Here is a 17,736-nt window from a genome sequence, read left to right as displayed (position 1 = left end):
CCGTTCATGGTGGGGGCTTTGCTGTGCCGCTCGTCAGTTCATCGGCGTAGCCTTGCGTTGCCATGGGTACACTGTGGCCAATGACCGCACAGACCCCAAGGAGGATTCATGGCATGCACCACGATCTTGGTCGGTAAGCACGCGAGCTACGACGGGTCGACCATCGTCGCCCGCAATGAGGATTCGCCCAACGGCAAGTTCGAGCCCCAGAAGATGATGGTAGTCCATCCCGAGGACCAGCCGCGCACCTATACGAGCGTGCTCTCTCATCTGAGCTTCGAGCTTCCGGACAACCCCATGCGCTACTCCAGCGTTCCCGATGTCATTCAGGGTCATGGTGTTTGGGCCGCCGCCGGTTTCAACGAGGCGAACGTCGGCATGAGCGCCACCGAGACCATCACGTCAAACGAGCGCGTGCTCGGTGCCGACCCGCTCGTCGAGTATGTTCCCGCCCATGGTGAGCCCGGCGATCCCGACTATACGCCCGAGGTGCCTGGCGGCCTCTCCGAGGAGGACTTCGTCACCGTCGTCCTGCCTTATATCCACTCCGCCCGCGAGGGCGTTCAGCGCCTGGGTGCGCTTCTCGAGCAATACGGAACCTACGAGATGAACGGCATCGCATTTTCCGATGCCGATGAGATCTGGTGGCTCGAGACGATCGGCGGCCATCACTGGATCGCCAAGCGCGTTCCCGACGACGCCTATGTGACCATGCCCAACCAGCTTGGCATCGACTACTTCGATCTGTTGGACGCCGAGGGCGAGCAGGTCGAGCACATGGCCAGCCCCGATCTGCGCGAGTGGATGGCGGAGAACCACCTCAACCTCACCAATACGAATCGCCTCGAGCCCGAGGACATCCTGGACGAGGAGTACTTCACGGATGATCTCGACGATCTTGAGGGCGAGGAGGCCGATGCGTACGAGGAGTATCTCGCCGACCTCATGGATCTGATTGCGGATGTCCGCGAGGGCATGCGCTCGGGTGAGATTTTCATCCCGCGTGAGGCCTTTGGCTCTCATTCCGATTCCGACCATGTCTATAACACTCCGCGCGCCTGGTATATGCAGCGTTGCCTGAACCCGCACGACGGCTGGGACGGCCCGGATGCCGCGTTCACGCCCGAATCGGATGACATCCCCTGGAGCCGTGTGCCTGAGCGCAAGGTGACCATCGAGGATGTGAAGTATGTCCTGTCCTCCCATTACCAGGGAACCGAGTACGATTGCTACGGCAACAAGGGCACACATGCCACGCGCAACGCGTATCGTCCCATCGGTATCAACCGCAACAGCCAGCTCGCCGTTCTGCAGATCCGCCCGTATGTTCCCGAGCCGCTTCAGTGCATCCAGTGGATGGCCTTTGGTTCGAATGCGTTCAACTCCCTGGTCGCGCTGTACGCGAACGTCGACGAGATGCCCGCGTACCTGTCCGACACCACCGAGCGCGTGACGACCGAGAGCTTCTACTGGGCAAATCGCGTCATCGCCGCCCTTGCCGACGCCCGTTTCAACGAGACTTCCGCGAAGATCGAGTCCTACCAGGAGAAGATCGGCTCTCTCGGTCACAAGATGCTGCGTGAAACGGATAAGGCCGCTGCCGATCTTGCCGACGAGCAGATTCCCGCCCTGCTTGCAAAGGCCAACGATGCGCTGTGCGCCGATCTCAAGGTCGCAACGGACAAGCTGCTCGGGCAGGTGCTCTACATCACGAGCTGCGCGATGAAGAACGGCTTCGCGATGTCCGACAACGAGCGCTAAGCTCCAGCCAACCCGATATTCATCGCGACGGCGGCGAGGTTGCAAAACCGTTCGCCGCCGTCGGCTTTTCAGGCGCGGCGATGGGTACAAGTGTTTCTACGGGAGCGCGCGCAACGGGCGCGCGGTGAATGTCTAGGAGGCTTCCATGGCCACGAAATTCGAAGAGCTCGTCAACGGTATGGTCAACGTCGGCTTCGGTGCCGCGGCGGTGACCGCGGAGAAGGGCAAGGAGCTCCTTGATGGGCTGAACGCGCGCGGCGAGGAGGTCCTGCGCGATCTTAACGACCGCGGGGAGCAGGCACGTCACGACAGCCGTTCGTCCGATTTCACGCGCTCCATGTCCGATATCTTCATGGATGCCGGCGGCACGTTCTCCGAGGTGACCGAGCGTCTGAGCGAGCGTGGGGCCACTGCCGCCGAGCGCATCCTCGACGAGCTCATTCTCGCCCGTGTGCGTTTGCTGACCAAGTCCGAGCGCGTCGCGTTCATGGCTCATGTGCGAGACCTGGTCGATTCAGTCGATGACGGCACGGTGACCGTCGAGGTCGAAGAGACTGTGGTCGTCGACGCCGAGCCCGCCGCCCCTGTGGACGCCGAGCCCGTCGAGGACGGTCAGGCGGTCGAGTAACCGCTCATGACCATCGACGCAGAGGACAAGCGCGCTGCGACACCGAGCGCGCACGATAGGGCGAATGCCGCCCGCAAACCGCTGAGCCCCGAGGACACGGTCAACCTCGAGGGGGTTGAGGAGGCGCTCCGCTCATCATGGCGTATGCCGCGCGCCGTCGACGTCTTCCCGGAGGAACCGGAGGCAATGGCTCCTTCCGAGGAGGTCAAGCTCACCTCGCGCGGCCGTCGCCAGCGCATCGCTGAGATCCTGTCGATCGTGCGCAAGTACGAGGCATGGCACAATCTTACGCCGCGCCGACTGCGGCGCATGCTCGAGGATTTGGGTCCCATGTTCGTCAAGATGGGGCAGATCCTCGCCAATCGCTCCGAGATCCTGCCGCAGGAGTACTGCAATGAGCTGCGTCGTCTTCGCTCGAACGTGGAGCCCGTTCCGTTCGCCGTGGTGAACGATTGCCTCGTCGCCGAATACGGCAGGCCGCTCGGAGAGATATTCTCGCATATCGACCGCAAGCCCCTGGGAAGCGCGTCGCTCGCGCAAGTGCATCGAGCCACGCTGCTCACGGGCGAGGATGTGGCCATCAAGGTGCAGCGCCCCGGCGCCCAGCAGGTCATGGCGCAAGACATTGACATCATGCGCTCCATCGTGGCCCAGGCGTCCCATTTTGTGAAAACCGACCAGTTCATCGATCTCAAGGGCGTGGTCGAGGAGCTGTGGCAGTCGTTTCGCGAGGAGACGAACTTCCTCATGGAGGCTCGCAACCTTGACGAGTTCCATCGGTTGCACGAGGATGACGGGGCGATTTCCTGCCCGCGCTCATATTTGGCGTATTGCACCGAGCACATCGTTGTCATGGACTACGTCGACGGCATCTCCATCGCCGATCCCGAGCGTCTGGTCGAGGCGGGGTACGATCTTGAGAAGGTTGGGTCGTCCATTGTCGATGACTATGCGACCCAGGTGCTTCAGGATGGCTTTTTCCATGCCGACCCGCATGCGGGGAACATCATCGTGCGAGACGGCATCGTCTATTTCATCGATATGGGCATGGTGGGGCGTATGTCCAGCCATGACCGCGGTATCGTCAAGGATATGATTTACGCGGTCGCGACGGGCGATGTCCCCAAGCTCAAGGACTCGCTCATGCGCTTCGCCGTGACGAGGGGCGATTCCGCCGAGCTCGACCACTCCACGTTCCTCAGCGATCTCGACTTCATCATCGCCGATTTTGCCGGCCTGGATTTGAAGGACCTCGACATCGGCGAGTTCCTGACCTCCCTCATCAGCCTGGCGCGCAAGAATGATGTCGAACTGCCCAGCGTGGTGACGATGTTCGCCCGCGGCATGGTGACGCTCGAGGGCCTGCTCACCGAGTATATGCCCGACGTCAACATGATCGAGATCATCACCGAGCATATCAAGCATGAGAAAAGCTCGTATCGCCGTGCCCGCGAGGCCGCCGATGAACTGACGCACGCGTCGTACCGCGCCCTCAAGGGTCATCTGGAGATGGCCGAGCAGCTCGGCTTGGCTTCCAGGATGCTCACACGCGGTCAGCTCAAGATGAACATGCAGGTGCTCGGCAGCGAGCAGGTGCTCCGACATGTCGGCGGTATCGTGGACCGCTTGTCGATGGCGATCGTCATCGCGGGCCTTTTCATCGGTTCATCCGTCGTGTACTACGCCAAGATCGAGCCGGTCATCTTCGGCATCCCCGTTATCGGCTTTTTGGGTTATGCGAGCGCCTTGTTCCTGGCTCTTGGCCTGGGACGAGAGATTTGGCGCAACAGTCACGGCGGAAAGTGAACTGAGCGCAGATGATCTCGGCGTCGACGGTGATGTGCGTCAGAGAGCCGAGATCGAGGGCGTGCTCCTCGATGCTGAAGGCCACGGGGCTCATGCGCACCAGGTCGAGTGCGTCTTCCGCCTGAACGGGAGACGTTTGGGTCACGCGGGCCCGACTCACGACGTTCATATGGCGCATCAGGTGCTCGGAAACGCCGTGGTCGACGAAATCGGCCTCGGATAGCTGCTCACCTGCAAGTTCGCGCAGCTCGTGCATATGCTGCGGGGCGGGGATGACCTTGACGAGCATTCCGCCCGGTTTGAGGACGCGTTTGAATTCGTCGTAGTTGGCGGGTGTGAACACGTTGAGGATCGCGTCGACCGTGGAATCGGAGAGCGGGATGTTCGCAAGGTCGGCGACGAGCCAGCGCACCGGACCGCCACCTCGAGCGGCGACGCGAATCGCGTCCTTTGCGATGTCGAGGCCCAAGACGGTCGAGTGGGGGAGCGCGCGAGCCACGTCCTTGGCGTATGATCCTTCGCCGCACCCAGCATCGATGACGGTCGCCGTGTTTGCGAGCTCGTTTAGAGAGGCGGCGACGGCCTGATGCACTTCGCGATAGTAACCATGCTCCATGATGCGCTGGCGGCTCGCGAAGAACGTTTCGTCGTAGCCCTTGAGGGGTTTCTGATGCGGGGTGAGGTTCAAGAAGCCCTTCGCCGAGATGGCGAAATCGTGGCCGCTTTCGCAGGCGACCGAGGATTGCCGCGCATGCATTTCCGCTCCGCATAAAGGGCAGCGAAGGAGCTCGGCGATGTCGAGATGCTTTTGAACGCCCGGGCGCGCCATAGGTTAGAGGACCTTCTCGAATGCGATGCGCAAAGGATCAACTTCGCCGGGATAAGGAAGCGTGATGGTGCCGCAGTGGGTGTAGCCGAGCTTACTTACGAGTCCCTGCACGGGGATGTTGCGCTCGTGGGTGTCGATGCGGATGCTCTGAGATCCGTGTTCGCGCGCGATGCGCTCGCCCTCCTCGAACATGAGCGTCATGATGCCGCGGCGGGCGGCGGCGGCGCTGATGGCGCAGCGATGGATGACGGCATAGCGGGGTTCGCGCGAATCCGATTCGGTCAGCCAGGCCCCGTCGATTTGGTCGTAGGTCTCCTCACCCGAGAAGGAAAGCGCCATCACGGCGAGCACGGTGCCGTCCTCGCCGACCGCCACATATGAGGCATCTTCAGCCATGTCGGCCTCGATATCGAGATGATTGGGGTAGTCGCCCAGCCACTGGGGGATGTCCAGTGCCGCAAGTGCCACCTTGCCGTCCACGAGGCACTTTTCAGCCGCTTCAACGTCGGCGGCAACGGTTTTGCGAATCGCGACTCTCATGCACGAGTTCCTTCCAGTCAAATTCGTCCTGAGCGAATCTCCCGACCATTCTTCTGCGCAGCCAGGTCCCGGGGCGGGGCGAAGGTTTTTGTAGATTCCGCACGAACAGAAAGCCCAGTGGGCTTTCGTCGTGAGCAGGACTTGACCGAGTAAAAACCTTCGACCCGCCCCGGGACCTGGCGGGCGGTCCGTTAGAACTGCGACGGGTGCTTCGCGAAGAAATCGAAGCGCGGCGGCAGCGCCTTGATGGCGTGCGTGCCGGGCTGCTCGCCCAACTCGGCCGTGAGCTCGTCATTCGTCTTGAAGATGTTGTCCCAGGAGAAGAAGGCGACGGGGTCGATGGCGAAGTGCTCGCAGATCAGCTCGCAGCCCGTGGGCACGATGCCGTGCATGAGGACGGTCGCCACGCGCAGCTCGTGGAACGCGTCGACGAGCGCCTGGTTCATGGCGGTGTCGTCCCCGCTGTTCTTCGCGGCCTTGGAGGCGTCGCTCCAGCGCTTGTTGGCGGCGCGCAGGAACTCATCGCACACGCCGAGGGCGTGGTGCAGCTCGAAGGCGTGCATGGCCTGCTCGAACGCGATCGCTGCCTGTTCGGCTGCGTTGCGCGCGGCTTCGGAAGGCTCGCCCGCGGGGATGCACCCGGTGCGGTAGGCGGCCTCATCGCCCTCCTTGACGGCCACGCCGTAGAACGCAGAGCGGGCCAGGCGGTTGAAAACACCGGTGAGCAGCGCGCCCTCCTTGAGGGCGGGGTCGATTACGCGCTTGTCATCGCGGGCGAGGATGGGGTTGCCGTCCTTGTCCTTGCCGGTCTCGCGCAGGTCGAAGGCCTTCGGGGAGAAGCTGACGGGTTTCTCGCCCAAGCCGAGCGACAGCCAGTGCGCGCGCAGCTGCTCGGGGGTGTAGTGCTCGAGCATCTCATGCGCCAGCGGCGGGGGAGTCTGGGAGCTGGAGCTCGCCTTCTTGCCCATGTACAGGATATGGTAGTTGGCAGCCACGCAGGACTGCTGCATGTTCCAGTCGAGTGCCTCCCACATGCCGGATTGCGCGATGCAGTAGAAGTAGATGTTGTCCTGGCCGATGAATTGGTAGGCGCGGGCATCCTCGCTGGCCCACCAGTCGTGCCAGTCGAGGCTGGCGTGCGTGTAGGTGGGCTCGTCCATGATCATGGCCGGGGCATCGTCCACGAGCTGGGCGTCGGCGACGGCGCACTCGGCGAGCTCGGCGGCAGGTGTGCCCGCGGCCTCGAGCTTGGCGGCGTCGCGTGCGAGGACGGCGCGGGTGAAGCTGATGGGCGCCCACAGGCTCTCGGGCCAGACCCAGGCCGTGAGGTCGCGGCAGCCCTCGACCTCGGGCAGGGGCACGCCCCACTCGACGTTGCCCGAGATGCGGAACGGCACGAGCGCTTTGCCGGAGCGGAAGCGCACGCCGGCTCGGTTGAGGACCTCGTGGGCCTCGTCGCGCTCGCGCCAGGTGGGGAAGACCACCGTGAAGGAGCCCTTGTTGCCCTCGGCCTCGATGACCTCGTGCGCGGGCAGCTCGCCGCGGATGGCCTCGAATTCATCGCGGAACTTCACCTGGATGAACAGGCGCGGGGCGTCGAGCCACTCCTGCATGGTCTTGGACACCACGGAGCGCACGGTGGGATCGGCGGCCAGGCGCTCGGTGTGCTCCCGCATGTACTCGGTGTAGGAGGGCAGGTCGAAATACAGGTTGTCCACCGGCACGAGCTCAGGCGTCTCGCCGGTGAGCGCGCTCTTGGGGGCGATGAGCTCCTCGGGCTCGAACTGGTGGCCGAGGTCACACTCGTCGGCGTAGGCCTTCTCGGACTTGCAGCCCTGGATGGGGCAGCGGCCGAGGACCTGGCGGCCGTTCAGGAACTGTCCGGCGGCCGGGTCAAAGAACTGCTTGGTGCTCATCTTGGTGAGCTTGCCCTGCTCGTGCAGGCGCTCGACGATTTCGGCGGTCATGCGCTCGTGGATGTGCACGGCGGGCTCCAGCGCGCTGCCGGCATACAGGTCGCAGGACACGCCGAAGCTGGCCAGGTCGGCTTCCTGGCTGTCGTGGTTCTCGCGCACGTAATCGGAGATGTGCTTGGTGTAGCCGTCTGCCTCACGGCGCTTGCGGAAGCCCTCCATGATGGGGGATCCATAGCAGTCGGTACCGGAGACGAAGATCACGTTCTCGCGGCCCAGACGGTCGCGCAGAAAGCGAGCGTAGAAGTCCGCCGGGACGAAGACGCCTCCCACGTGGCCGAAGTGCAGACCCTTGTTGCCGTAGGGCATGCCGGCGGTGACGACGGCGCGACGCGGCCAGGAGGGGCGGTCGGCGGGAGTGAGGTGTGCGGTCATGTGCGTCCTTCTTCCGAGTTTCGTGGTGAATAAGACGGTGCGAGGCGACGCGGCACCGCATTCGGGCGCGGCGTCGCGTCGCCTCGATCATTGTCCGAAGTAATCCCACATTATCGCACAGGTGTCCGCATGAGACGCTACACTTGGTCGCATGAGGAAAATAGCCGACATACATGTTTTCGAGGACGAGGGCTTCCTGGCTCGCATGCGCTCCTTGTCGGCCACGGTGCTGGTGGCTGGGGTTCTCGCTGCGATCCTGTGGGCGCTCACCATGGTGGCGCTTCGCGAGTTCTTCGACGCCCCGGTGACTCCTTTCGAGCTCGGTGCCGTCCTGGGTTCGCTGGGCGACCGTCTCATGGGTGTCGAGGACACCGGGCGCGGCGTCGATATCCGCTGGTGGATCTCCCTTGTCGTCGCCATTCCCGCAACGTTTGCCATCCACGAGCTCGTGCACGCGTTGTTTTTCAGGCATTACGCGCCGCCTGGGGCTCAGATCACGTTCGGCTCGAATCTCAAGATGGGCATGATCTACGCGAGCGCCGAAGGGGTTGTGTACCCGCGTGACGCCTACCTTGTCATAGCGTTGGTGCCTTCCGTCATCGTGACGCTGCTGGTCGTCGTTCTCGGCATCGGTTTTAGGTGGCCGCTGTGGACCATCGTCGTCGCGACCGCCCATCTCTCGGGGTGCACCGGGGATTGGGGGTATGTGCGCGCCATTCGTTCCGACCCGACCATCGCCTATTGCGAGGACACCGCGTGGGGCGTCTCCTTCTATGGCGCCCCTTGCCGCCTTCAGCCGCGCCGCGTTTCTCCGTCCGATGTCCGCGCGACGCCTCGGGCGGCGGATGCGGACGGCTCTCACGGGCTTGGTTCGTCGGCTTTGCCCCGTCCGGCGAAATCCGATCGGGGGACATCCGGTTTCAGCGTCGTCGAGGGAGGAAAGCGCCTATGACCCCGTTGCTGTTGCATGCATGCTGCGCCCCCTGTTCGCTTGAGCCGGTGCGCTTGCTCGTGGAGGAGGGCTTTGAGCCCACGATATGCTGGACCAATCCGAATATCCAGCCCGTGTCAGAGCATGGCAAGCGTCTTGAGGAACTCCGCCGCTGGAGTTCCGATAACGGTATTCGCCTGATCGAGGCGGCGGATGACCGCGACCGCTGGGATGCGTCGGTGGCGCGGCTCGGCGCGGATCGAGAGCGCCGCTGCCGCGCGTGCTACGCCTTGCGTCTCGCCGAGGCCTGTCGGGTCGCCGAGCGGGAGGGGTTCTCGAACATCGCCACGACGCTCGCGGTCTCTCCATACCAGTTGTTCGACACGTGCAATGACGTGTTGGAAAAACTCGCGGCGGCGCATGGACTGACCCCGGTTATCCGAGATTTCCGGCCGTGGTACCCGCAGGCGACCGTGCGCTCGCGCGAACTGGGTATGTACCGCCAGAATTACTGCGGTTGCCGTTTTTCGGCCGCCGAGGCCGCGCTCGACCGTGCGCGCATGCGCGATGAACGCAAGGCGGAGAAGGCCCGCCGGGCCGCCCTCAAGGACTGATGCCTCACCGCGCCTGCGCTATCATGGACGGCTGTCGAACTCTCAAGTGAAAGGTGGCGCCATGCGCACCGATGATTTTGATTACAACCTGCCCGATGAGCTGATCGCTCAAGCTCCCGCCGAGCCGCGTGATTCCTGCCGCCTCTTGGTGGTGAACCGCGAGCTTCCGGGCGGTCCCGTCCGCGCGGCGGATGCCGTTGCGCTCGAGCACGGTGGCTCCGTCGAGCACCGTCATTTTTACGATATCGTCGACTATCTCGAGCCCGGTGATCTGCTGGTCGCCAATCAGACGCGCGTTATGCCCGCGCGTCTCATAGGCAAGAAGCCGACGGGCGGTGTGGCCGAGACGTTGCTGCTCCGTCGTCGCGAGGACGTCGATCCCCTCGGGCATGTGTGGGAGTGCCTGGTAAACCCCGGCAAGCGTCTCAAGCCGGGCAATGTCGTCGAGTATCGCGCCGGCGGCCTGCTCGCGCCGGAGGGCGCGCCCGTGGTACTTACCGCCGAGATCCTCGATTTCATCGACGATTCGAAGGGCGGCCGCCTGGTGCGCTTCGAGCCCGTGGGCGAGAACGAGGGCGGCGTGCCGCGCACGCTCGACGAGGCCATTCACGCCGCGGGCCATGTTCCGCTGCCGCCTTATATCACCGGCTATGAGGGAGACCCGGAGAAGTACCAGACCGTGTATGCCATGAGCGAGGAGCACTCCGCCGCTGCCCCGACCGCCGGCCTACACTTTACCCCGGAGCTCATCCAGCGCATCAAGGACAAGGGCTGCGGTTGGGCGACGGTCGAGCTCGAGGTGGGTATCGACACCTTCCGCCTGGTGGAGGAGGACGATCCCACCGAGCATGTCATGCACACCGAGCGCTATCACGTTCCTGCCGAGGTTGTGGAAGCCGTGCACGCCACCAAGGCGGCCGGCCATCGCGTGATCGCCGTGGGCACCACCGCTGTGCGTTCCCTCGAGAGCGCGTGGGACGCCGCGGCACCCGCGAGCGATCCAGCGGTTACGGCGCGCGGCTTTGAGGGGCGCGAGGATGGTGCGGACGTTCGCGGTGAGGGCGATATCACCGTGCGCGAGGACGCCACCACCAATCTGTACCTCATGCCGGGGTCGACCTTCCACGTGGTGGATGCGCTCATCACGAACTTCCATGTGCCGCGCTCCACGCTCATGATGCTCGTTTCCGCCCTCGCCACGCGCGATCAGATCATCGATGCATACGAGGAGGCCGTGCGAGAGAAGTACCGGTTCTTCAGCTTCGGCGACGCGATGCTTATCGAGTAAAACCTCAATGCCGTTCGCCGGCGATAACGTACCGTTCACTGGGTATTGGCATTCGATGTGCAATACCACTGTCATCCGGGGCATAAGCAGGATGTACCAAAAGAGTCGCAACGTTACCGCGACCGAGACGGGAGGTGTGTCCGATGGGTTTTGAAGATATAGCAGCTTTCGGGCCCGCCGCCTGCGATACCGAGATCGGGTAGATGCAAAAGCGAGCGCACGCGCCGTTCTTAGTTCCACCGGTTGGTTGGTAGGACGATCGAAGAGGAAACGCGTCGGCGGGCTCGATAAATTGGATAGCCCCATTCCTTCGGTAAAAGAAAGTGGGCGAGTCCACCGTAGGATATAAGAGAGGCGGCGGCATCGCGAGAAGCGGTGCCGCCGCCTTTGTCGTGCGTGGGGGGGCTAAGGTTAGGGTTATAGGACAAAAAGTGGGGTTATAGGGTTATAGGACAAATAGTGTGTCCAACATCGGGCCGTCTACGCAGGTAGACGGCCCAGAATCAATCGTGCAAACCCAGACTACAGGAGCATCCAGATCGCCAGGATGGCCAGCAGGGCGATGCCTGCGATCGCGGCGATGAACCGAATGCGCGAGGCGCGCGTTTGCTCACGCACATCGCGTTCGGTGTTCGCAAGTTCCTCGACCTCCGCCACGCGGTCGCCGTGCTCGGCGCGGTCGGCCTCGAGGGCATGGGCAATCGCCTCGGTCACCTCCGGATGGGCGATGACATCCTCGGCTTCATCTATGACGGCCTGCGCCGCCGACGCCTCGTCGAGCTTGTCCGTTATAGAGCGATCCTGCGACTTGAGGGACTTCTCCTCGTCCCCGATGCGCTTCCGCAGCTCCTTTTGCCGTGTCTCAGCGGCCTCTTTTGCCTCGCTGTATGCGTCACGGGCCTTGTCGGATGCGGCCGCCGCCTCATCGAAAGCGGTCTTTGCGGCTGCGATGGGTTTCTCGGCCGCTGCGACGGCGGCGATCGCCTCATCGATGGCGCGTTGCGTCTCCCGGTCGGTCTGCGGCAGGTCCTCCCGAGCGCTGCGAAGCGCGGCGGCTGCGTCGGAGATCTCGAACTCGAGCTCGCGCGTCCTGACCGAGTACTCTGCGGAGTTGGCGGAGGGGTTGCGCTGGAGTTCTGCGTATTCGGCGTTGAGTGTGGCGAGACGCTTCTCAGCGCTTGCGATGGCCTGTTCGGATGCGATCAGGCTGGCGCGTCGCTCCTCGTTGAGGCGTTCGAGGTCGCTTTTCGCGTCGTCGAGGCGGTTCTGGAGGCGCCGTCCGGACTCTCGCGCGGATTGCTCTTTGTCGGTCGCGGCGTCGAGGGTGACCTTGAGGCGCTTCTCCGTGGTCGTATCCTCCTCGCGCATCTGCTCGAGCTTGCGCTTGAGCTGGCTTACGCGCTCGGCCGTTACATCTCGTTGAGCTTTCAGGTCTTCGGCTGCCTGCTCGGCATCGCTCTTGCGGGCACGCTCCCGTTCGATGATCTCGTCGTAGTTCGCCTCGATATCGCGGCGGTGCTCGAGTTCGGCCTCGCGGGCGGCGATGGTGTTCTGAAGTCGCTCGAGTTCGTCGCGGGCCTCGGCATGTGCGCGCCGCGCGCTGCTCATGGCCTTCATGCTCGCAACGCCCTCGGAGAACAGGCCGCTGGGAGCGGATGTCTCGACGGCCTCCGTGCCTTCGGGCTCGGTGGGCTCGGTGGCCCCGGGCTCACCGCCATCGGCGTCTGCGGTGTCGCGAGCGTTTTCACCTGCAGACTCGTCTGGGGTCTCGGCTGCATGAGTGGCCGCCATCTGGTTCTGGGCGAGGAATGCCGGGATTTGGCCCGACGGTTCATCCTCGGCGCCCTCAACATCGCAGGAAGGCGCGGTAAGAGGTTCGGCTGCGGTGACGCCTACCGGCTGGTCTTGCAATTCGTCCTGGTCACACATGGTGCGCCTCCCCGTGGTCGTCCGATTCGTCTACCTTATGATAGGGCTTCTGCCGCTGCGGTTGCGCGGTGGTCTCGGTGCACTTTTCACGGTAGAATCACGCGGAAGCAAACGAAAGCGGACAGGGGGACTGACATGGCTCAGCGGGAGATCGAGCTCGACGAGGCCCTTGCGGCGGTCGAGGATGCGCTGGATTGTCTCGACGCTGCCGCGCGAGATCTCAAGAGCGCGCGGAACTGGGGTCTTCTCGACATGTTCGGCGGCGGGTTTTTGATCTCCGCGTTCAAGCAGGGCAGGATGCAGACTGCGCAGGAGCACCTCAATGCGGCGCAGCGCGCGCTTTCCCGCCTGGCGGACGAGTTGAACGATGTCCAGGGATTCTCGGGTATCGGTCCCGACGTGGGCGACTTTCTGCTCGCCGCCGATTGGCTGTTCGACAACGTTTTCATGGACGCCATGGTCCAGCAGCGCATCGTCGAATCGCGTGAGCGCGTCGCCCAGGCAATTGCCCAGTGCGAAGACGTGCGCGATCAGCTGCTTGCCCTCAGGCGTTCCAATCGCGGTGCGGGCAACGGTTTGCCTGGGGCCGAGTAGGGGACGAGGCAATTTCTTCGATGGTCTCGTACGCCAATCTTGTCGATCGGCGTTTGGCGCGTCGCGTATTTCTCCGATGTAAAGGACTTTTGACAGACAAGCCACCTCTTCTTCGCTACTGTGAAGGCAAGTAATTGCTTATGAGGGAGGGACCATGGAAGGCACTGGAATCGGCACCGGTATTCGGATGCAACGCGAGCGGCTCGGTATGTCTCAGCAAGACCTTGCCCAGGCGTGTATGGTGTCGCGTCAAACCATATCGAACTGGGAGACGGGCAAGACCCTTCCGGATGTCCAGAGCATGGCGTATCTTGCCGAGGTCTTTGGTGTTACGGTGGATGACTTGGTCAATCAAGTCGCTCCTGAGCTCGGTAAGCGGGTTTCCGTCGATAAGCGAGAGCTGCTGCTTTTGACCCTTGGCATCATTTTTATCGGCGTGCTCTACATACCGCTGGAAATGGTGCTGGAGCGGTCGGGCGTCCCCGCTCCGGATATTCCCGCTGCCGCGGTCGACTCGGTTTTGCTTGTTGGAATCGTCGCGATCATAGTTCGCATGGGGATGATCTTTCGCAAGCACAATTTGAGTACCGACCGGGAGATCGCCGACTATCTGGTGGGCAACATCCACTCGGCGCCTCAAAAGAGGGGCTTTCTCCGTCGGCATCGCTTCGAGCTGTCTATACTCCTGAGCGCCGTCGCGTGCCTCGCCCTCATGGTTTTCGCAGGGGAGCATTGGGAGGTTGCGTTTTGGATCTTGGCCGCCGTCGCGATTGTGCTCCAGGTGGGATTCCAGCTCATTTCCCGCTGAATGGCGCAGTGCACGGTGCGCGATAGTACAATAAACGGCTGAAATTGCATGGCACTGGCGGCATGTGAATGCGAGGCCTTCGCGCGGGGGAGTCCCCACGCGCTGGACCGATTGATTTCACGCCCGCCTGGCGCCGAATAACCGAGGAGCCGTTTCATGGACCAATCCCTGTTCAAATACGAGATCGTCGCCGAGGATCCCAAGACGCATGCGCGCGCCGGCATTCTCCACACGCCGCATGGCGATATCGAGACCCCGATCTTCATGCCCGTGGGCACCAAGGCCAACGTCAAGGGCATTCCCACCGAGACCGTGAAGGACCTGGGCGCCCAGATCGTTCTCGCCAACACCTATCACCTTGCCATGCGCCCGGGCGCCGATACGGTGGCCGAGCTCGGCGGCTTGCACGACTTCATGAACTGGCACGGTCCCATCCTCACGGACTCGGGCGGCTTCCAGATCTTCTCCCATTCCGACGCGGTCAAGCTCACCGATGAGGGCGTGCGCTTCATCGCCACCGATTACGACGGCAGCCATGTGTTCTGGACGCCCGAGGACAACATGGAGATCGCCATGAAGCTCGGCAGCGACATCTGCATGCAGCTCGACCAGTGCCCGGGTTACCCCGCCACGCGCAAGTTCGTGGAGCGCGCCGTCGAGCTCTCCAGCATGTGGGCTGAGCGTTGCTACAAGGCCCATACTCGCGATGACCAGGCGTTGTTCGGCATCGTGCAGGGCGGCATGCATTTGGACCTGCGCCTGCGCTCCCTCAAGCACCTCGAGGAGATTGGCGACTTCCCCGGCTACGGCATCGGCGGCTACTCGGTGGGCGAGCCCCACGAGGTCATGTTCGAGACCCTCGAGCCGCTTGTGTCCGAGCACATGCCGCGTCACAAGCCCCGCTATCTCATGGGCGTGGGCAATCCCACCACGCTCGTGCGCGGCGTTGGCTGTGGCGTCGACATGTTCGATTGCGTGCTGCCCACCCGCACCGGCCGCATGGGCACCGCGTTCTCGAGCACCGGCCGCATGAACCTCAAGAACGCCAAGTTCGCCCGCGACCCGCGCCCCATCGACGAGAAGTGCACCTGCCCGGTGTGCACCGGCGGCTACTCCCGTGCGCTCATTCGCCACATGGTCACGCAGAAGGAGATGCTCGGCGGTATCCTGCTGTCGCAGCACAACATCTATTTCCTGCTCGACCTCATGCGTCGCGCCCGCCAGGCCATCATCGATGGCCGCTACGCCGAGTTCCAGGCCGAGTGGCTGGCCGGCGAGGGGGCCGTGGACTTCTAAAGCCGCGCGTATCACATCTGTGCGAAGGCGCCCCGACTTGGAAAGTCGGGGCGTTCTTTTTGGGTACAAGGTCCCACATGTGCACATAGCATCTGAAAGGATTCCCATGCCCTACTACGGCTATTACGGCTTTGGATACGACCCGCTCTATCTGATCATCGTGCTGGTCACGACGGTGGTCGGCCTCATGGCTCAGAGTTATATCAACTCCACGTACCGTCGTTGGTCCCGCGTTCCCTCGGACGGGGAGACCGGTGAGCAGGTTGCCCGCCGTATGCTCGACGCATCCGGTTGCGGCCGCGTGGGAATCTTTGGGACCCCCGGCCATCTGAGCGACCATTACGACCCGCGCGACAACAACCTCTACCTCTCGCGCGAGAACCTCTCCGGCGGCTCGGTCGCCAGTGTTGCGGTCGCCTGCCACGAGGCGGGTCATGCGGCCCAGCGTGAGAGCGGCTATTTCATGATGAAGGTGCGCCACGCCCTCGTGCCCGTCGTCAATTTCACCCAGAACATCTGGACCATCGTGTTCTTGCTCGGCTTCATGATGGACATGGCGGGCCTGACGTCGCTCGCCATCGCCATGTTCGCGTTCTCCGTGGTGTTCCAGCTGGTCACGTTGCCTGTCGAAATCAACGCGAGCCGCCGGGCCGTGGCCTACATCGAGGGCTCTGGCATGAGCGAGGTGAATGTGCGCGGCGCCCGCAAGGTGCTCACCGCCGCGGCGCTCACGTACGTGGCGGCGGCGCTCTCCAGCGTCCTCCAGCTGCTGTACCTCCTCGCCCGCACGCATCGTGACGACGATAACTAGTTTTGTCCGCACGGCGCGCTACCGTGTCGTTGGGTAGACGAGAAGAGGAGGTGTTCGCATGAGTGCCTGGAGTTTGACGGGGGCCACGCCCGATCAACCGGTGGTGGCCGATATGGGCGAGTCAGATTCGGATGCCCTGTCGGTTTCGCAAGCTGCCGAGTTGGCGGCGGGCGCCCTGCACGGCGTCCCCAAGATCACCGTTTTGGGTGAGGTGACCGGGTTTCGCGGTCCGAACGCCCGTAGCGGCCATTGCTATTTTCAGATCAAGGACGAGTCGGCCGCGCTCGAGTGCATCGTGTGGAAGGGCACCTACGACAAGCGCGCGTTCGATTTGCGCGACGGTCTGCAGGTGCTGTTTACCGGTACGTTCGACCTGTACAAGCCCACGGGCAAGATGAGTTTCAAGGCGAGTTCCTTCACCCTGGCGGGGGAGGGACTGCTGCGCCAACAGGTCGCGCAGCTCGCGGAGAAGCTCCGCCGCGAGGGGCTCATGGAGCCCGAGCGCAAGCGCCGCATCCCCGTGTTCTGCACCCGCGTCGCCGTCGTGACCTCGCTGTCCGGTGCGGTCATCAACGATGTGAAGCGCACCCTGCGCCGCCGCAACCCCATGGTCGAGGTTGTGTGCGTGGGTGCCAAGGTGCAGGGCGAGGGAGCTCCGGCGGAGCTCGTGGAGGGCCTGCGCCGCGCCGCTGCGATTACGCCGGCGCCCGACTGCATCTTGCTCGTGCGAGGCGGCGGTTCCTTCGAGGACCTCATGACCTTCAACGACGAGGGCCTGGCGCGCGCGGTGGCCGCGTGCCCCGTGCCGGTGGTCACGGGCATCGGGCATGAACCCGATAACTCGATCTGCGACATGGTGAGCGATCGCCGCTGCTCCACGCCCACCGCGGCGGCGGAGTCCGTCGCTCCGGAGTTCTCCGAGCTGGTGAGCGCCTTGGACGGTCGCGAGCAACGCTTGCAGCGCGTGCTCGAGGGCAAGGTCGTCCGCGCCGCCTCCGCTTGCGACGGACTGGGCGGCCGGCTTGGCCGGGCCATGGACGTGCGGCTCGAGCGCGAGCGCCGGTCACTGGATGCGTTCGCAACGCGTCCCTGCCTAACCAGCCCCGCGAACATCGTGGACCGCCGCGAGGTGGAGCTCGCGCAGACCGTCGACCGCTTTTGCACCGCGTGCGAGCGCGCGCAGGGTCGCTTCGCCATGGAGCTCGATCGCCTGGCGCCCCGGCTGCGTTCGAGCACGGCGCAGATGGACCGCATGGGCCATGCCCTCGAGCTCGCGGCCTCTCGCCTGAGGTCCAAAGGCGCACAGCTGTTGAGCGCCCCTGTTGCCGAGCTGGGCCGTTCGGCTGCCGCGCTCGATGCGCTTTCGCCGCTCAAGGTCCTGGGCCGAGGCTATTCGATCGCGTATGACGGAGACGGCTCGGTCGCCACGCGTGCCGATTCGTTCCATGTGGGCGATGCTTTGCGCCTGCGCATGGCCGACGGCGATGTGCTGGCAACGGTCGATGCCGTTGAGTGTGCCGCGGCACCGCGGGAATAGCGCGCGCCGCGGCACG

The 17,736-nt window shown here is 63.7% G+C and carries 15 protein-coding genes; 11 read left to right on the top strand and 4 right to left on the bottom strand.

Going from position 1 to position 17,736, the window contains the following annotated elements; all coding sequences use genetic code 11:
- Window positions 1-108 precede the first annotated feature (108 nt).
- The 3 genes from AOBCEHNH_RS04970 to AOBCEHNH_RS04960 all read left to right on the top strand — a co-directional run bounded on the left by AOBCEHNH_RS04970 (window position 109) and on the right by AOBCEHNH_RS04960 (window position 4,195).
- Window positions 109-1,761 carry a C69 family dipeptidase gene (locus AOBCEHNH_RS04970; RefSeq protein WP_152063377.1) on the top strand — a complete coding sequence of 551 codons (1,653 nt, stop codon included), beginning with the start codon at window positions 109-111 and terminating at the stop codon, window positions 1,759-1,761.
- A gap of 145 nt (window positions 1,762-1,906) precedes the next feature.
- Entirely contained in the window at window positions 1,907-2,389 is a 483-nt protein-coding gene (locus AOBCEHNH_RS04965) for a hypothetical protein (protein ID WP_006722242.1), read from the top strand.
- Window positions 2,390-2,395: 6 nt separating this feature from the next.
- Window positions 2,396-4,195 (top strand): ABC1 kinase family protein, encoded by a 1,800-nt coding sequence (locus AOBCEHNH_RS04960; protein ID WP_152063376.1) that lies wholly within the window; start codon window positions 2,396-2,398, stop codon window positions 4,193-4,195.
- On the opposite strand, the gene AOBCEHNH_RS04955 is transcribed toward AOBCEHNH_RS04960, so the two are convergent.
- The 3 genes from AOBCEHNH_RS04955 to AOBCEHNH_RS04945 all read right to left on the bottom strand — a co-directional run bounded on the left by AOBCEHNH_RS04955 (window position 4,107) and on the right by AOBCEHNH_RS04945 (window position 7,912).
- Complete coding sequence (locus tag AOBCEHNH_RS04955) at window positions 4,107-5,024, bottom strand: methyltransferase domain-containing protein (protein ID WP_152063375.1); 918 nt, start codon at window positions 5,022-5,024, stop codon at window positions 4,107-4,109. The genes AOBCEHNH_RS04960 and AOBCEHNH_RS04955 overlap by 89 nt on opposite strands.
- 3 nt (window positions 5,025-5,027) lie before the next feature.
- A complete protein-coding gene (locus tag AOBCEHNH_RS04950) occupies window positions 5,028-5,564 on the bottom strand; it encodes a GNAT family N-acetyltransferase (protein WP_152063374.1) in 537 nt (178 codons plus the stop codon).
- A gap of 191 nt (window positions 5,565-5,755) precedes the next feature.
- Window positions 5,756-7,912 carry a class I tRNA ligase family protein gene (locus AOBCEHNH_RS04945; protein ID WP_152063373.1) on the bottom strand — a complete coding sequence of 719 codons (2,157 nt, stop codon included), beginning with the start codon at window positions 7,910-7,912 and terminating at the stop codon, window positions 5,756-5,758.
- A gap of 151 nt (window positions 7,913-8,063) precedes the next feature.
- Here AOBCEHNH_RS04945 and AOBCEHNH_RS04940 point away from each other — a divergent pair, with 151 nt between their 5' ends.
- The 3 genes from AOBCEHNH_RS04940 (at window position 8,064) to queA (ending at window position 10,745) form a co-directional block, all read left to right on the top strand.
- On the top strand, window positions 8,064-8,864 hold the full coding sequence (locus AOBCEHNH_RS04940; RefSeq protein WP_152063372.1) for a DUF3267 domain-containing protein: 801 nt from the start codon (window positions 8,064-8,066) through the stop codon (window positions 8,862-8,864).
- On the top strand, window positions 8,861-9,457 hold the full coding sequence (locus tag AOBCEHNH_RS04935) for an epoxyqueuosine reductase QueH (RefSeq protein WP_152063371.1): 597 nt from the start codon (window positions 8,861-8,863) through the stop codon (window positions 9,455-9,457). Before AOBCEHNH_RS04940 ends, AOBCEHNH_RS04935 begins: the two co-directional genes overlap by 4 nt.
- Window positions 9,458-9,518: 61 nt before the next feature.
- A complete protein-coding gene (queA, locus tag AOBCEHNH_RS04930) occupies window positions 9,519-10,745 on the top strand; it encodes a tRNA preQ1(34) S-adenosylmethionine ribosyltransferase-isomerase QueA (protein ID WP_152063370.1) in 1,227 nt (408 codons plus the stop codon).
- 522 nt (window positions 10,746-11,267) lie between these two features.
- On the opposite strand, the gene AOBCEHNH_RS04925 is transcribed toward queA, so the two are convergent.
- The gene (locus AOBCEHNH_RS04925) at window positions 11,268-12,674 is read right to left on the bottom strand and encodes a coiled-coil domain-containing protein (protein ID WP_152063369.1); all 1,407 of its coding nucleotides are present in this window, start codon (window positions 12,672-12,674) and stop codon (window positions 11,268-11,270) included.
- A gap of 135 nt (window positions 12,675-12,809) precedes the next feature.
- Here AOBCEHNH_RS04925 and AOBCEHNH_RS04920 point away from each other — a divergent pair, with 135 nt between their 5' ends.
- The 5 genes from AOBCEHNH_RS04920 (at window position 12,810) to xseA (ending at window position 17,720) form a co-directional block, all read left to right on the top strand.
- Complete coding sequence (locus AOBCEHNH_RS04920; protein WP_152063368.1) at window positions 12,810-13,268, top strand: hypothetical protein; 459 nt, start codon at window positions 12,810-12,812, stop codon at window positions 13,266-13,268.
- Between the two features lie 154 nt (window positions 13,269-13,422).
- Entirely contained in the window at window positions 13,423-14,076 is a 654-nt protein-coding gene (locus tag AOBCEHNH_RS04915) for a helix-turn-helix domain-containing protein (RefSeq protein ID WP_152063367.1), read from the top strand.
- Between the two features lie 156 nt (window positions 14,077-14,232).
- Window positions 14,233-15,372: a tRNA guanosine(34) transglycosylase Tgt gene (gene tgt / locus AOBCEHNH_RS04910; protein ID WP_118271400.1), complete on the top strand. Its 1,140-nt coding sequence runs from the start codon at window positions 14,233-14,235 to the stop codon at window positions 15,370-15,372.
- A 106-nt stretch (window positions 15,373-15,478) separates the two neighbouring features.
- Window positions 15,479-16,183 carry a zinc metallopeptidase gene (locus AOBCEHNH_RS04905; protein ID WP_152063366.1) on the top strand — a complete coding sequence of 235 codons (705 nt, stop codon included), beginning with the start codon at window positions 15,479-15,481 and terminating at the stop codon, window positions 16,181-16,183.
- A gap of 58 nt (window positions 16,184-16,241) precedes the next feature.
- The gene (xseA, locus tag AOBCEHNH_RS04900; RefSeq protein WP_152063365.1) at window positions 16,242-17,720 is read left to right on the top strand and encodes an exodeoxyribonuclease VII large subunit; all 1,479 of its coding nucleotides are present in this window, start codon (window positions 16,242-16,244) and stop codon (window positions 17,718-17,720) included.
- The last annotated feature ends 16 nt before the right edge of the window (window positions 17,721-17,736 follow it).

Origin of the sequence: Collinsella intestinalis (assembly GCF_902501455.1) — a bacterium.
In the GTDB taxonomy this organism is placed as follows: Bacteria; Actinomycetota; Coriobacteriia; order Coriobacteriales; family Coriobacteriaceae; genus Collinsella; species Collinsella intestinalis.
The sequence above is the reverse complement of the archived record's forward strand: the minus strand, read 5'-3'. Positions and strand labels throughout refer to the sequence as shown.

Coding starts and splice junctions, on each gene's coding strand:
- xseA (WP_152063365.1), top strand. CDS start 16,242: ATGAGTGCCTGGAGTTTGACGGGGGCCACGCCCGATCAACCGGTGGTG.
- AOBCEHNH_RS04935 (WP_152063371.1), top strand. CDS start 8,861: ATGACCCCGTTGCTGTTGCATGCATGCTGCGCCCCCTGTTCGCTTGAG.
- AOBCEHNH_RS04945 (WP_152063373.1), bottom strand. CDS start 7,912: ATGACCGCACACCTCACTCCCGCCGACCGCCCCTCCTGGCCGCGTCGC.
- tgt (WP_118271400.1), top strand. CDS start 14,233: ATGGACCAATCCCTGTTCAAATACGAGATCGTCGCCGAGGATCCCAAG.
- AOBCEHNH_RS04955 (WP_152063375.1), bottom strand. CDS start 5,024: ATGGCGCGCCCGGGCGTTCAAAAGCATCTCGACATCGCCGAGCTCCTT.
- AOBCEHNH_RS04905 (WP_152063366.1), top strand. CDS start 15,479: ATGCCCTACTACGGCTATTACGGCTTTGGATACGACCCGCTCTATCTG.
- AOBCEHNH_RS04915 (WP_152063367.1), top strand. CDS start 13,423: ATGGAAGGCACTGGAATCGGCACCGGTATTCGGATGCAACGCGAGCGG.
- AOBCEHNH_RS04970 (WP_152063377.1), top strand. CDS start 109: ATGGCATGCACCACGATCTTGGTCGGTAAGCACGCGAGCTACGACGGG.
- queA (WP_152063370.1), top strand. CDS start 9,519: ATGCGCACCGATGATTTTGATTACAACCTGCCCGATGAGCTGATCGCT.
- AOBCEHNH_RS04950 (WP_152063374.1), bottom strand. CDS start 5,564: ATGAGAGTCGCGATTCGCAAAACCGTTGCCGCCGACGTTGAAGCGGCT.
- AOBCEHNH_RS04940 (WP_152063372.1), top strand. CDS start 8,064: ATGAGGAAAATAGCCGACATACATGTTTTCGAGGACGAGGGCTTCCTG.
- AOBCEHNH_RS04960 (WP_152063376.1), top strand. CDS start 2,396: ATGACCATCGACGCAGAGGACAAGCGCGCTGCGACACCGAGCGCGCAC.
- AOBCEHNH_RS04925 (WP_152063369.1), bottom strand. CDS start 12,674: ATGTGTGACCAGGACGAATTGCAAGACCAGCCGGTAGGCGTCACCGCA.
- AOBCEHNH_RS04920 (WP_152063368.1), top strand. CDS start 12,810: ATGGCTCAGCGGGAGATCGAGCTCGACGAGGCCCTTGCGGCGGTCGAG.
- AOBCEHNH_RS04965 (WP_006722242.1), top strand. CDS start 1,907: ATGGCCACGAAATTCGAAGAGCTCGTCAACGGTATGGTCAACGTCGGC.